This window comes from Mameliella sp. LZ-28 (genome assembly GCF_012274245.1).
GTDB lineage: Bacteria > Pseudomonadota > Alphaproteobacteria > Rhodobacterales > Rhodobacteraceae > Antarctobacter > Antarctobacter albus.
The window spans coordinates 68,464-80,997 of sequence record NZ_JAANYX010000038.1; the positions used below are offsets into that span (position 1 = coordinate 68,464).

The window sequence follows — 12,534 nt, forward strand, 5'->3', positions numbered from 1 at the left end:
CGGGGGGCGCCGAAGGCGCGGGGGCAGCGCCCCCTCCGACCGCGCAAACAGGCCCAGGCGGGGTTTACGCCCCGGCCTTGCCGCCTGGCTTGACCTGCATCAGCGGCATCACCTCGGCCATTTCCGGCCCGCGCTGCAGCCCGGTCACCGCCTTGCGCAGCGGCATGAACAGCTTCTTGCCCTTGCGCCCCGTGGCTTCCTTGACCGCCGTGGTCCAGGTGCCCCAGGTCTCCGCGTCATAGGGCGGCTCGCCCAGCATGGACAAGGCCTCGGTCACAAAGTCCTGGTCTTCCTCATCCACCAGCGGCTCTGCCCCGTCACGGAACAGCGCCCACCAGCCCGCCATCTCCTTGCGGGTGGTGATGTTCTCGCGCACCACCTTCCAGAAAGCCGCGGCCTTGTCGTCGGGCACGCCCAGCGCACGCACCTCGTCGGCCACAGCCTCCAGCTCCAGCCCGTGCAGCTTTTTCGCGGTCAGCGGATACAGGTCCTCGACGTCGAACTTGGTGGGGGCCGAACCGAACTGCTCCAGCTCGAACCCCTCGGCGATCTCGTTCAGCGACAGGCGCAGCTCGACCGGCTGCGACGAGCCCAGCCGCGCCATCAGGCTCAGCAGCGCCTCGGGTTCCACGCCGTTCTCGCGCAGGTCGCGCAGGGCCAGCGTGCCCAGCCGTTTCGACAGCGATTCCCCCTGCGGCCCGGTCAACAGCGAGTGATGTGCAAAGGCCGGCGGCTCGCCGCCCAGCGCGCGGATCATCTGGATCTGCGTCGCGGTATTGGTGACGTGGTCATTGCCGCGCACCACGTGGGTGATGCCCATTTCCATGTCATCGACGACCGAAGCCAGCGTATAGAGGAACTGCCCGTCGGCACGGATCAGCACCGGGTCCGACACGCTTGCCGCGTCGATCGAGACCTCGCCCAGGATCCCGTCTTCCCAAGCGATGCGTTCGTGATCCAGCTTGAACCGCCAGACACCATCGCCGCGCTCGGCCCGCAGTGCGGCCTTGTCCGCGTCCGACAGGTCCAGCGCCGCACGGTCGTAGACCGGCGGTTTGCCCATGTTCAGCTGTTTCTTGCGCTTGAGGTCCAGCTCGGTCGGTGTCTCGAAAGCCTCGTAGAACCGGCCCATGCCGCGCAGCTTCTCCGCCGCGGCCTCGTAACGGTCCAGCCGCTGCGACTGCCGTTCGATGCGGTCCCAGGTCAGGCCCAGCCATTCCAGGTCCTGCTTGATGGCGTCGACATATTCCTCTTTCGACCGCTCCGGGTCGGTGTCGTCGATGCGCAGCACGAACTCACCGCCGCTCTTGCGGGCGATCAGGTAGTTGAACAGCGCGGTGCGCAGGTTCCCGACATGGATATAGCCGGTAGGCGAGGGCGCAAAGCGGGTGACGGTCATGACGTGGCCTCCTGTCAGGGCGGCGTGTTTTCACAAGGCGCGGGATTTGTCCAGTTCCCGCGCATGTCACGGCGCGACGCGCGGTGATGCTGGCCCGCGTCCCGCCCCGATGCTAGGCAAGGGGCCCGTGGCCCCGATCGCCCCAAAGGAACCGCGCCCATGACAGAGATCCTCACCGTCACGCTGAACCCGGCGCTCGACCTCGCTACCTCCTGTCCCAGCGTCTCGCCGGGGCCGAAGCTGCGCTGCGGTCCGGAAACGGCGGAACCGGGCGGCGGCGGGGTCAACGTGGCCCGCGCCGTGGTCCAGCTGGGCGGCCAGGCCCGCGCGCTGGTGGCTCTGGGCGGCGCCAACGGCGACGCGCTGGAACGGCTCTTGCAGGAACGTGGGCTGGACCTGATCCGGCACGAGGCGCCGGGCCAGACCCGGCACAGCTTTTCCGTCACGGACGAGTCGACCGGGGCCCAGTACCGTTTCGTCCTCTCCGGCCCGGAATGGACCGAGACCCAGCTTGACGCCGTTCTCGACAGGCTCGCAGCCGAGGCCGGCGAGGGGGACTATATCGTGCTCTCGGGCAGCATGCCGCCGGGTTGCGCACCGGGCTGGATCACCCGCGCCTGTGACCGCCTCTCCCGGCGCCGCGTGGTCGTCGACACCTCGGGCGCGCATCTGCACCACCAGGCCACGGCCCCCGGCCCCGCGCCCTTTGTCCTGCGCATGGACAGCGCCGAGGCGCGCGACCTCTCGGGCCTCGGGCTGGAAACCCGCGCCGACAGCGCCGCCTTTGCCGAGGCCCTGCGGGCCCGCGGCGCCGCCGAAATCGTCATCATCGCCCGCGGCAAGGACGGATCGGTCATGGCCACGGACAAGGGCCGCTGGCATGTCACGGCCGCGAACGAAACCGTCGTCAGCGCCATCGGCGCCGGCGACAGTTTCGTCGGCGGTTTCGTCAAGGCGCTGGCCGAAGGGCTGGACCACCCGGAGGCCCTGCGCCACGGCGCGGCAGCGGCGGCGGCGGCGGTCATATCCCCCGGCACCCAGCTGTGCCTGCCCGGGGATTTCGCCGACGCCCTGCCCCGCACAGACCTGACCGCGCTCTGATGCGGCTCTTCATCGCCCTTTCGCTGCCCGAAGAGGCCCGCGACGCGCTGGACGACCTGCAATCGCGGTTTCCCATCGGTCGCCCCACGCCCTACGAAAACCTGCACCTGACGCTCGCCTTTCTGGGCGAACAGGACGAAGAGACGACAGAGGCGGTGCATGACGCGCTGCAGACCCTGCGGGCGCCCGCGCTGGACCTGACCCTCACCGGGGCGTCGATCTTCGGCGGGCGCCACGGGCAGGCCGTCGCGCTCGAGGCCGATGGCAACGCGCCCCTGAACGAATTGCGCGACCGCGTGCTGGCCCGGCTGCGCAGCGTCGGCGTCGCCCCCGAACGGCGCCGGTTCCGTCCGCATGTCACGCTGGCCCGGCTCAGGGGTCAGGCCGATGCCTCGCCGCTCCTGGCCGTGCTGGCCAGCGCCAGCATCGGCCCCTTTGCCTGCAACAGCTTCAGCCTCTTTGCCTCGACCCTGCACCAGGACGGCGCCCTGCACGAGGAACTGGCCCGCTACCCGCTGAGCCCGCCCCGATGAGCGATACCCAGCATTTCTACGCGGTGGCCGAACGCACCATCGAGACGTTCCCCGAACCCTTCCTGGGCAGCGCCCGAGCGGTGATCCTTCAGGTGGTCGACTGGCCGCCCCGGGACATCCTCGACGAGATGCAGATTGACGATCCCCGCGACCTGACCGGGCTTTATGACGGCATCCCCATGACGGAGAAAAGCTTTGCCGACCCGGCGCCCTTTCCCGACACGGTCTGGCTGTTCCGGGAACCGATCCTCGACGAATGGCGCGCGCGTGGCAATGTCGAGCTGGACGACCTGATCGCCCATGTCACCGTGCATGAATTTGCCCATCACTTCGGCTGGTCCGACGGTGACATCGCCGCTATAGACCGGTGGTGGGAATAGGCACCCTCAGTTCGGATCGCGCCAGCGGTTGACGATGGGATAACGCCGGTCCAGCCAGAACGCCCGTTTCGTCAGGCGCGCACCGGGAGCTGACTGGAACCGCTTGTACTCGCTGATGTACAGCAGGTGCTCCACCTTCTTGGCGTCCTCGCGGGAATAGCCCGCCGCCACGCAATCGGCGATGGACCCGTCGTCATCCACCAGGATCTGCAGGATCGCGTCCAGCACCGGGTAATCGGGCAGCGAGTCGCTGTCTTTCTGGTCCTCGCGCAGCTCGGCACTCGGCGGCTTGGTGATGATCCGCTCGGGGATCACCTCGCCCTCGGGGCCCTTCATCCAGGGGCGATGGTTGGCGTTGCGCCAGCGGCAGGTCTCGAATACCCGCGTCTTGTAGAGATCCTTGATCGGGTTATAGCCGCCGGCCATGTCGCCGTAGATCGTGGCATAGCCCACCGCGACCTCGGACTTGTTGCCGGTGGTCAGCAGCATCTCGCCAAACTTGTTCGACAAGGCCATCAACAGCAGCCCGCGCAGCCGCGACTGGATGTTTTCCTCTGTCAGGTCCGGTTCCAGCCCCGCAAAAAGCGGCGCCAGCGCCTCTGTCACCGCGTCGCGCGGTCCCTTGATCGGCACGTAATCATAGCGACAGCCCAGCGCCTTGGCGCAGGCTTCGGCATCCTCCAGCGAATGCGACGAGGTATATTCCGACGGCAGCATCACGCAGCGCACGTTGTCCGCGCCCAGCGCATCCACCGCAATCGCCGCCACCAGCGCCGAATCCACGCCCCCAGACAGGCCCAGCAGCACCTTGGCGAACCCGGCCTTGCGCAGGTAGTCGCGCACCGCCTCGACCATGACGCGGTAATCCTGCTCCCAGTCGTCGGGATGCACCTCGAAGGGGCCGTCCTCGCAATGCCAGCCATCGGGGCCGCGCACCATGTCCACCGGCACCACGCATTCCTCGAAGACCGGCAGTTGCACCGCGATCCCGCCATGCGGGTTCAACACGAAGGACCCGCCGTCGAACACCTGGTCATCCTGCCCGCCCACCATGTTGAGATAGATCAGCGGCAGCCCCGTCTCGACCACCCGCGCAACCATGTGGTTCAGCCGGGTCTCGTACTTGTTGCGGTAGTAGGGCGAGCCATTGGGCACCAGCAGGAACTCGGCCCCGGTTTCGGCCAGCGTCTCGGCCACGTCGGGGTGCCAGGCATCCTCGCAGATGGGCGAGCCGATGCGCGTGTTGCCTACAGCATAAGGCCCGCCAATGGGACCGCTGTCGTAGATGCGGACCTCGTCGAACACCTTTTCGTTGGGCAATTCGTGCTTCAGCACCCGCGTGACGACCTTGCCGCCGTTGCAGATGAAATAGGCGTTGAACAGCTCTGTCCCCTCGACGTAGGGGCCACCGATGGCCAGCGCGGGACCGTCGGCGCACTCGGCGGCCAGCTTGTCGACCGCCTGCATCGCCGCGATGTGAAAGGCCTTTTTCATCACCAGGTCCTGCGCGTTGTACCCGGCAATGAACATTTCTGGCAGGGCCACCAGGTCGGCGCCCTGCGCGCGGCCCTCGTCCCAGGCCGCCTTTGCCTTTGCCGCGTTGCCCGCCAGATCCCCCACCACGGGGTTCAGTTGTGCCAGTGTCACGCGAAACCGATCGCTCATCGCGCCGCCCTTTCCCAAGTCCTCCCGCCCACATAGCAGACCCACGCCTGAGGGGAAGTCACCCGGTCCCCACCGTTGCCCTGCCCGCCCGGCTGACCTAGGTTTCCGAACGAAAAACCATCGCCAAGAGGCCCAAAACCGCATGACCCTGCCCCGCCCGTCGACGATCCTCGCGCTTGCGCTACTGTCCCTCCCCCAGCTCACGGCGGCGCAGGACATCCAGACCCGGACCTATAGCGACGGCAGCACCTACAGCGGACAGCTGGTGGACGGGGTCCAGCACGGACAGGGCACCTACCGGATGCCCAGCGGTTATGAATACAGCGGCAACTGGGTCATGGGAGAGATCCAGGGCAAGGGCCGCGCCCGGTTTCCCAACGGCGCGATCTACGTCGGAGAGTTCAAGCGCGGCCGCCCGGACGGCACCGGCCGCATCGACTATCCCGACGGCGGCCACTACGAGGGCGCCTGGCTGAACGGCAAGATCACCGGCCAGGGCAAGGCACGCTATGCCAATGGCGTCACCTACGAGGGCAACTTCCTCGACGCCCAGCACCACGGGCGCGGCGTCATGCGCGGCGAAAACGGCTATGTCTATGACGGCCAGTGGCAAAACGGCGCCAAGCACGGCCAGGCGCGGATCACCTATCCCGACACCGCCGTCTACGAAGGCCAGATCAGGAACGGAGAGCGCGACGGCTACGGAAAGATCACCATGCCCGACGGGCTGGTCTACGAAGGCGGCTGGGCCAAGGGCCAGATCAACGGCCAGGGCAAGCTGGTGCAGCCGAACGGCGACACCTACACCGGCGCGCTGGTAGACGGCAAACGCCAGGGCCGAGGCACGGTGAACTACGCCAACGGCGACATCTACATCGGCGAATTTCAGAACGACAAGCGCAACGGCCAGGGCACGTTCACGGGGACCGACGGCTATCGCTACGACGGTCAGTGGAAGGACGGCAGCATCGAGGGCAAGGGCCGCGTCACCTATCCCGATGGCGCCGTCTACGAGGGCCGGTTCCGCGGCGACCTGGCCAATGGCATCGGCAAGGTCACCTATACCGACGGCGCCACCTACGAGGGCCAGTGGCGCGACGGGGTGATCCACGGAGAGGGCAAGGCCGTCTATGCCGACGGACAGATCTACGAGGGCAGCTTTGCCGATGCGCGCAGCCACGGCTACGGGGTCATGACCTACCTGGACGGCTATCGCTACGAGGGCCAGTGGAAGGACGGGCAGCGCCACGGGCGCGGCAAGGCCACCTACCCGGACGGCACGATCTACGAAGGCGCTTATGTCTCGGGAAAACGCCACGGACACGGGCGGATCGTCATGTCCGACGGCTTCCAGTACCAGGGCGCCTGGGAAAACGGAGAGATCACCGGCCAGGGCATCGCCACCTACACCAGCGGCGACGCCTATTCCGGCCAGTTCCTCAACGGCAAGCGCCACGGACAGGGCCGCCTGCTCTATACCGACGGCACGGTGCGCGAAGGGATCTGGCGCAACGGCACGCTGGACGGCAACGCCGCCGGCCTGCCGCCGGAACCGGACCTGCCAGAGGGGCGCAACGTGACCGTGGGCGGCATCGCCGGCGCCCTGCCCACGAAACGGATCGCACCCGAGGAAGGCAGCAGCCTGTCGCTGGACGCCAGGCCCTGACCCAATACCCGCGCAAGGCACCCTGATCCGGCGGCCACGGCCCCCGGCGGGCCCGCGCCCGTCGGGGCAAAATGCATTGCCCCCGGCCCCGGCCTCCTTTAGTTTCCGCAGGGTACGGACACCCAGGGACAAAAAACGGGCAAACGCATGAAATCCGCAGGCAGTTTCCTTCTTGTCATCCCCTTTGCCCTGGCCGGCGCGGCGCTGGCCCAGGACGAAGAGGTGGTGACAAAACAGTACGACGACGGCGGCGTCTACGAAGGGACCTTCCAGGACGGATTGCAGCACGGTACCGGCACCTACCGCCTGCCCAACGGCTATGAATACACCGGCGAGTGGGTTCAGGGCGAAATCAAGGGCGAGGGCGTGGCCCGCTTCCCCAACGGCTCGGTCTACGAAGGCCAGTTCGCCAAGGGCAAACCCGAGGGCAAGGGCAAGATCGTCTTTGCCGACGGCGGCACCTACGAGGGCCAGTGGCTGGACGGCAAGATCACCGGCACCGGCGTCGCCATCTACGCCAACGGCGTCCGCTACGAGGGGTCCTTCCGCAACGCCCTGCACCACGGCAAGGGCGTCATGACCGCGCCCAACGGCTATATCTATGACGGCCAGTGGGTGAACGGCGTCAAGGAAGGCACCGCCAAGATCACCTATCCCGACAAGTCGGTCTACGAAGGCCGCGTCGCCGATGGCGAACGCGACGGCTTCGGCAAGCTGACCATGCCCGACGGGCTGATCTACGAAGGCACCTGGCGCGAAGGCCAGATCGACGGCGAAGGCAAGCTGATCCAGCCCAATGGCGACGTCTACGAGGGCCAGCTTGTCGATGGCCGCCGCGAGGGCAACGGCAAGGTCATCTACGACAACGGCGACATCTACCAGGGCGCCTTCAACAACGACCAGCGCCACGGCATCGGCACCTTCATCGGCAAGGACGGCTATCGCTACGAAGGCAACTGGATCACCGGCCAGATCGAGGGCAAGGGCAAGGTCACCTACCCCGACGGCTCTGTCTACGAAGGTCAGTTCAAGGGCGACCTCGCCAACGGCAAGGGCAAGATCACCTATCCCGACGGCGCCACCTACGAGGGCGACTGGGTCGATGGCGTGATCCAGGGCAAGGGCCGCGCGGTCTATCCCAACGGCCTCGTCTACGAGGGCAGCTTTGACAACGCCCGCAACGACGGCTTCGGCGTGATGACCTACCCCGACGGCTACCGCTACGAGGGCAACTGGAAGGACGGTCAGCGCCACGGAGAGGGCAAGGCCACCTATCCCGACGGCACCGTCTACGAAGGCCAGTTCCGCGAGGGCCAGCGCCACGGCAAGGGCACCATCGTCATGGCCTCGGGCTTTCGCTACGAGGGTGACTGGGTCCGCGGAGAGATCAACGGCAAAGGCGTGGCGGTCTATGCCAATGGCGACATCTACGAAGGCCAGTTCAAGGACGGCAAGCGCCAGGGCCAGGGCACGATGAAATACGCCAGCGGCGAAGAGGCCAGTGGCGAATGGATTGGCGGCGCGCTGAAATCCACACCCGCGCCCGCACCTGACCCGGCGGAGCAGCCGGCGGACAATTGATCGCCCGGCGCCCGCGCCGCTTTCCCGTCCTGACCCGCATCCGGCGGCCGGCCTCTCTTGGCGGTTGGGCTGGGTCGCTTCGTCAGCTTCTCATTGCGTTCTGGCTGGTCTGCGGGGTCGCCACCTCTGGCCAGGCACAGGACGGGCCTGACACGCCCATCCTGCGCATCGGCATCCTGGCCCATCGCGGCTGGGACGCGGGCGAAACCCAGTGGACCACGCTGGAACGCTATCTCGCCGGGCAGCTTCCCGGCCATGTCGTGCGCTTTGTGCCTGTCACGCTGACCTCGGCCGGGCCCCTGATCAACGCCGGTGGGCTCGACTTCCTGGTGACCAACCCCGGCCACTATATCCAGCTTGCCGATCTCTACCCGATGAGCGTGCTGGCCACGCGCAAACGGGCCTTGCCCGATGGCAGCCATATCCGCCAGTTCGGCTCGACGGTGCTGGTCCGGGCCGACAGCGGGCTGGCCACCCTTGGCGACCTGCGCGGCACCCGGCTGGGCGCCGTGGCCCAGCAGGCCTTCGGCGGTTTCCAGATCGCCTGGTTCGAGGCCCGCGCGCAAGGCGTCGACCTGTTCGAGGACCCCGCAGAACTGGTCTTCCTGGGATTTCCGCAGGACGACATCGCCACGGCCGTCCTCGACGGTCGGCTGGACGCGGGCGTCGTCCGCAGCGGCTTGCTGGAACATCTGATCGACGAAGGCCGCGTGCCCGACGGGGTGCTGCGCGCGCTCAATGCCAATGTCACCTATACCCACCCCGAGGCGATCAGCACCCGGCTTTATCCGGAATGGCCCTTCCTCGCCCTCTCCGGCACCGATCCGGACCTGCGCGACGCGGTGGCGCTGGCGCTCTTGCGGACCGGCGACAGCGACCTTGCCGATCAGTGGGGTGCGCCGGTCAGCTATGGCGAGGCCCGCGCATTGGTGGCCGCCTTTGCCGCCCGCGCACCCGGGGCAGAGCCACCCGCCCGCAGTCCTCTGGGCACCGTCGCGCTTGCCCTCGCCGCGCTGACCCTGGCCGGGGCGCTGGCCATCATCGCCCTGCGCCTCCTGCGCCCCGCCCCCGCGGCCGCACCCGTGCCGACAGGGGACGTGCCCCTGACCCGGCGCGAACAGCAGGTCCTGACCCAGATCGGGCAGGGCCAGTCCACCAAGGAGATCGCCGCCGCGCTGGGCATCAGCCCCAAGACCGTCGAGTTCCACCGCGCCAACCTGCTGCGCAAGTTCGAGGTCCGCAGCTCGGCCCAGCTGATTGCCCGCGCCGGACGGCATATTTCACCCCCTGAAACCGAAACCTAGGGTTTTCCCGGGGTCGAAACCCGCAGGAAACACGGGAATCCGCCGGGTGTCAGGATGCGGTCGCCCTGCGTCACTCTGACCAGACCGGGGCGCACCAGACCGCCCCCAAGGGAGGAGACAAAGACAATGACCCATTTCATCCGCCTGATCGCGATCCTGGGCCTGGCCCTGACCGCCTTCGCCATGACCGGCGCCGCGCAGGCCGAAGGCTATGGCAAGCAGAAGGTCGTCTATCACATCAACTACGATGGGGGTGAGGGCAACAAGGCCTACAAGGGCGCCATGCGCAACATCCAGAACCACATCAATGCGGTCGGCGCCGAGAACATGGAAATCAAGGTCGTCATGCACGGCAACGGCCTGGGCCTGCTGGCAGCCGCCAACGGCGACGACACGATGAAAACCACCGTCGCCAGTCTCAAGGGTCAGAACGTGGCCTTTCATGTCTGCAACAACACCCTGAAGGGCCGCAACATCGACTATTCGAACGACCTCTACGATGTCTGGGAGGATGACATCGTGCCCTCGGGCGTGGCGGAACTGTCGAAACTGCAGCAGCAGGGGTTCACCTATATCAAGCCCTGATTGACCGGGCCCGCTGCCGCCCGTCACGGGCGGCGGCACATCCATTCGTTAACGCGGTGTGACCGCTTTGTACAAAATGCGGATTTCGACGTACAAAACGTACGTTTTGTACAAGGGTCAGACCCGCTCACCCGCCTCCATCCGGTCAAGAAAGTCCTGCGCCTCGCGCAGTATGGTTTCGCGCTTGTCCGGGTCCATCCGGTCAAAGGTCCGGTACATCTGTGCCATGCGCGGATTGCCCTCGAACCAGTCCCGGTGCCTGTCCATGAAATGCCAGTAGAGCAGGTTGAAGGGGCAGGCGTTTTCCCCGGTCTTGACCGTCACCGAATAGGCGCAGGGCTTACAGTGGTCCGACATCTTGTTGATGTAATTTCCCGAGGAAACATAAGGCTTTGAGGCGATGATCCCGCCATCTGCAAACTGGCTCATCCCCACGGTGTTGGGCGCCTCGACCCATTCAAAGGCATCGATATAGACACTCAGATACCACTCGTGCAGCGCCTGCGGGTCGACCCCCGCCAGCAGCCCGAAATTCCCCGTCACCATCAGCCGTTGGATGTGATGGGCATAGGCTTCGTCCCGCGTCTGCTCCACCGCCTTGGCGATACAGCGCATGTCGGTCTCGGCGCTCCAATAGAACCAGGGCAGTTTCCTTTTGTGTTTCAATACGTTGCGCCCAGGATACTCTGGCCCCTCGCGGAAATAGATCCCCCGGACGTATTCCCGCCAGCCGATGATCTGGCGAATGAAGCCTTCGGCGGCATTGATCGGAACATCCCCGTTTTCATACGCCTTTTCAACGGCCTGACAGACCTCCAGCGGGTCCAGTAGCCCGATGTTCATGTAGCCCGACAGAAGCGAGTGATAGAGAAAGCGGTTCTCGTCCAGCATCGCGTCCTGGTAGTCCCCGAACCGGGGCAGCGCATGGTCGATGAAATGCGCCAGCGCCTGCTGTGCCTGCGCCCTGTCGGTGGCAAAGCCGAAAGGGCGCAACCTGCCGAAATTATTGGAAAACTTTGCCTCTACCAGGTCCAGGACGTCCTCCGTCACCGTGTCCGGCTCGAACCAGATCGGCCTGTGCGTGACCGCATCAGGCGCCGGTTTGCGGTTGTCGTGGTCAAAGTTCCACTGCCCCCCGGCCGGGTCGTCGCCTTCCATCAAGAGACCCGTCTTGCGCCGCATCTCGCGATAAAAATACTCCATCCGCAGCGCCTTGCGGCCCTTGGCCCAGTTGTCGAACATCGCGTGCGAGGCGATGAAACGGTCATCTTCCAGCAGATGTACCTTGAGCGGGCAGTGCCGCAAGGCATTGATAAGGCGCCATTCCCCGGGTTCGGTGGCGATCACCTCGGTGGCCCCCGTCTCTTCGGCCCGGCGCAGCAGTTCCCCACAGATCGACCCGGCGTTCTGCGTGTCGTCCAGCTCGGTGTAGCGCACCTCCCAGCCGTCCTCGCGCAGGCGCGCGGCGAACTTGCGCATTCCCGCAAGGATCAACGCGATCTTCTTGGGGTGATGCGGCACATAGGCGGTTTCATCCGCGACCTCGGCCATGACCACCACGTCACGCGCCTTGTCCGCTGCCTTGAGCGCCGCGAGCCCCTCGCTCAACTGGTCGCCCAGCACCAGGATCAGCCGGCTCACCAGGGGATCTCCCGGCCTGCGTAGTCCAGAAATTTCCCTGTATCCTCGGGGTTTAGCCCCTGAACGACCTTGACCAGACGTTCGGCCGCATAGGCGGGCGTCACGGTGGGATAGCGGCTGGCGTATTTCGCGATGAAGGCAGTTTCGACCGTCCCGGGATGCAGGCAGACACAGGCCAGTTGCCGGTGCGAGCGCGCCAGTTCCACCGCCGCCGTGTGGATCAACTGGTTCACCCCCGCCTTGGCAGCGCGATAGCTGTACCAACCGCCCAAACCGTTGTCCCCGATCGAACCCACCCGCGCGGACAGAACGGCAAAGACCGCCCGGTCCCGTCGCGGCAACAGCGGCAGCGCGTGTTTCAGGACCATCGCCGGACCGATGGCATTCAGCAAGTACTGGTCCGCCAACGCCTTGGCATCCAATGATTTCAAGGTCTTCTCCGGCTCCGCCCCTTCGATCTCCAGCGCGCCGGTGGCCACGAAGACAAGATCGTAAGGACCCTCCAGCGCGCCAAGGGTGGCGCTCAGGCTGGCTTCGTCCGTCACGTCCAGCCCGTCGCGCGACCGCGACAGGCCGGTGACGGCCATGCCCAGTTCGCGCAGATGCGCCGCCACCGCCCCGCCGATGCCGCCGCTGTCCCCGATGATCAATGCGTTTTTCATGCAGCGCCAATTAGCGG

Annotated in this window: 11 protein-coding genes; 7 read left to right on the top strand and 4 right to left on the bottom strand. The window is 66.3% G+C overall.

Going from position 1 to position 12,534, the window contains the following annotated elements:
- Nucleotides 1-64 precede the first annotated feature (64 nt).
- Nucleotides 65-1,399, bottom strand: a complete 1,335-nt coding sequence (gltX, locus tag G9Q80_RS26990) for a glutamate--tRNA ligase (protein WP_088715917.1) — start codon at nt 1,397-1,399, stop codon at nt 65-67.
- 159 nt (nt 1,400-1,558) lie between these two features.
- Between gltX and G9Q80_RS26995 the strand changes: the two genes are divergently transcribed.
- Genes G9Q80_RS26995 through G9Q80_RS27005 form a run of 3 tightly spaced genes read left to right on the top strand, consistent with a single transcriptional unit; the run spans nt 1,559 to nt 3,413 of the window.
- Complete coding sequence (locus G9Q80_RS26995; RefSeq protein WP_088715918.1) at nt 1,559-2,500, top strand: 1-phosphofructokinase family hexose kinase; 942 nt, start codon at nt 1,559-1,561, stop codon at nt 2,498-2,500.
- Nucleotides 2,500-3,033, top strand: coding sequence for an RNA 2',3'-cyclic phosphodiesterase (thpR, locus tag G9Q80_RS27000; protein WP_083342279.1), 534 nt, complete (start codon nt 2,500-2,502; stop codon nt 3,031-3,033). The genes G9Q80_RS26995 and thpR overlap by 1 nt, the downstream gene beginning before the upstream one ends.
- On the top strand, nt 3,030-3,413 hold the full coding sequence (locus tag G9Q80_RS27005; RefSeq protein WP_088715919.1) for a metallopeptidase family protein: 384 nt from the start codon (nt 3,030-3,032) through the stop codon (nt 3,411-3,413). The genes thpR and G9Q80_RS27005 overlap by 4 nt, the downstream gene beginning before the upstream one ends.
- Before the next feature lie 6 nt (nt 3,414-3,419).
- Here G9Q80_RS27005 and G9Q80_RS27010 read toward each other — a convergent pair whose 3' ends face one another.
- Nucleotides 3,420-5,078 (bottom strand): NAD+ synthase, encoded by a 1,659-nt coding sequence (locus tag G9Q80_RS27010; RefSeq protein ID WP_088715920.1) that lies wholly within the window; start codon nt 5,076-5,078, stop codon nt 3,420-3,422.
- A gap of 142 nt (nt 5,079-5,220) precedes the next feature.
- On the opposite strand from G9Q80_RS27010, the gene G9Q80_RS27015 reads away from it, so the two are divergent.
- The 4 genes from G9Q80_RS27015 to G9Q80_RS27030 all read left to right on the top strand — a co-directional run bounded on the left by G9Q80_RS27015 (nt 5,221) and on the right by G9Q80_RS27030 (nt 10,214).
- Nucleotides 5,221-6,744, top strand: coding sequence for an MORN repeat-containing protein (locus G9Q80_RS27015; protein ID WP_088715921.1), 1,524 nt, complete (start codon nt 5,221-5,223; stop codon nt 6,742-6,744).
- A gap of 147 nt (nt 6,745-6,891) precedes the next feature.
- Nucleotides 6,892-8,325: an MORN repeat-containing protein gene (locus G9Q80_RS27020; RefSeq protein WP_043143008.1), complete on the top strand. Its 1,434-nt coding sequence runs from the start codon at nt 6,892-6,894 to the stop codon at nt 8,323-8,325.
- On the top strand, nt 8,322-9,629 hold the full coding sequence (locus G9Q80_RS28525) for a PhnD/SsuA/transferrin family substrate-binding protein (RefSeq protein ID WP_088715922.1): 1,308 nt from the start codon (nt 8,322-8,324) through the stop codon (nt 9,627-9,629). Before G9Q80_RS27020 ends, G9Q80_RS28525 begins: the two co-directional genes overlap by 4 nt.
- Nucleotides 9,630-9,755: 126 nt before the next feature.
- Nucleotides 9,756-10,214, top strand: coding sequence for a DsrE family protein (locus tag G9Q80_RS27030; RefSeq protein ID WP_088715923.1), 459 nt, complete (start codon nt 9,756-9,758; stop codon nt 10,212-10,214).
- Nucleotides 10,215-10,331: 117 nt separating this feature from the next.
- Here G9Q80_RS27030 and G9Q80_RS27035 read toward each other — a convergent pair whose 3' ends face one another.
- Complete coding sequence (locus tag G9Q80_RS27035) at nt 10,332-11,855, bottom strand: cryptochrome/photolyase family protein (RefSeq protein ID WP_184757176.1); 1,524 nt, start codon at nt 11,853-11,855, stop codon at nt 10,332-10,334.
- Nucleotides 11,852-12,517, bottom strand: a complete 666-nt coding sequence (locus G9Q80_RS27040) for an SDR family NAD(P)-dependent oxidoreductase (RefSeq protein WP_088715996.1) — start codon at nt 12,515-12,517, stop codon at nt 11,852-11,854. The genes G9Q80_RS27035 and G9Q80_RS27040 overlap by 4 nt, the downstream gene beginning before the upstream one ends.
- Nucleotides 12,518-12,534: the final 17 nt, after the last annotated feature.

Coding starts and splice junctions, on each gene's coding strand:
- gltX (WP_088715917.1), bottom strand. CDS start 1,399: ATGACCGTCACCCGCTTTGCGCCCTCGCCTACCGGCTATATCCATGTC.
- G9Q80_RS26995 (WP_088715918.1), top strand. CDS start 1,559: ATGACAGAGATCCTCACCGTCACGCTGAACCCGGCGCTCGACCTCGCT.
- thpR (WP_083342279.1), top strand. CDS start 2,500: ATGCGGCTCTTCATCGCCCTTTCGCTGCCCGAAGAGGCCCGCGACGCG.
- G9Q80_RS27005 (WP_088715919.1), top strand. CDS start 3,030: ATGAGCGATACCCAGCATTTCTACGCGGTGGCCGAACGCACCATCGAG.
- G9Q80_RS27010 (WP_088715920.1), bottom strand. CDS start 5,078: ATGAGCGATCGGTTTCGCGTGACACTGGCACAACTGAACCCCGTGGTG.
- G9Q80_RS27015 (WP_088715921.1), top strand. CDS start 5,221: ATGACCCTGCCCCGCCCGTCGACGATCCTCGCGCTTGCGCTACTGTCC.
- G9Q80_RS27020 (WP_043143008.1), top strand. CDS start 6,892: ATGAAATCCGCAGGCAGTTTCCTTCTTGTCATCCCCTTTGCCCTGGCC.
- G9Q80_RS27030 (WP_088715923.1), top strand. CDS start 9,756: ATGACCCATTTCATCCGCCTGATCGCGATCCTGGGCCTGGCCCTGACC.
- G9Q80_RS27040 (WP_088715996.1), bottom strand. CDS start 12,517: ATGAAAAACGCATTGATCATCGGGGACAGCGGCGGCATCGGCGGGGCG.